We start from the raw sequence: 878 nt of genomic DNA, 5'->3' as shown, positions 1-878 counted from the left end.
AGATAAAAGCAAGCCAGTCCTTGCGATTTGCTTTATTCCTTACGCAAACGATTTTCGCCGGAATAGGATTCTCTTTTCCTACCATGACGTCAACAGAAAGCAGATACTTTGATCGGCCACGGCGTTTTTTGTTCCTGGAATAGACCTCTTTGATGTTCAACTGTTCACCACAGTACGAATACTTGATGCGGCTGCTTTTCTTAATCATAGCGATCACATCCATATCTTTTGAATGGATGGCTGTGATCTGTGCCGGGTTGGAAAACCAGGAATCAAAAAGGACATAATCAGCCTTTAGTCCTGCACTGAGGGCAGTATCCAACAAAGTCATCATTGCTTCTGGTGCTTTTGTCTGAGCAAGCTTACGCCTTTTTCCTGCAATAGTCCTATTATCAAAGTTCTTTACCGGACCGATAATATTTGTTTCTTTTGCAGATGCTAAGAGGCAGCTGTTTACCGGAATCAATGTGTTTCCATCACTCCAGCTTAAAGTAAGCATCCGAAAACCTTTTTTGAAATGCATATCGGTATGGTCAAATACTTTTGATCCCAGTTCTGTTTTCTTACAACTGGTTCGACTAAAAAGGCTATCATCAATGATGAACACATTTTTCCTGTTATCATCTGTTAGAGCTTTGAGATCATTATTAACGATATCCGCAGCAAGAAGAGAAGTAAAACGGAGCCAGTTTGTTTTTACCGAATTAAGGAACCGGTAAAAAGTGTTCTTTGAAAAACCTTCCTTAAAGGAACCGGTCCGCTGCTGCATATACATACTTCTTCCGACAAAAACGTTGCTGAGTTTGTAACGAAGGAGAGAAACAGGTGAAACGCCTTTTTCTTTCATCCCATTACATCTGGCAAGAAGCTTGCTGACA

The 878-nt window shown here is 40.8% G+C and carries 1 protein-coding gene; it reads right to left on the bottom strand.

Annotated elements, in window-relative coordinates; genetic code table 11:
• Positions 1–878 (bottom strand): IS4 family transposase (locus H6A32_RS15780; RefSeq protein ID WP_204864817.1); only part of this gene is annotated, 878 nt, incomplete at both ends.

This window comes from Drancourtella massiliensis, from assembly GCF_016900655.1.
Taxonomy (GTDB): Bacteria; Bacillota; Clostridia; order Lachnospirales; family Lachnospiraceae; genus Sellimonas; species Sellimonas catena.
The sequence above is the reverse complement of the archived record's forward strand: the minus strand, read 5'-3'. Positions and strand labels throughout refer to the sequence as shown.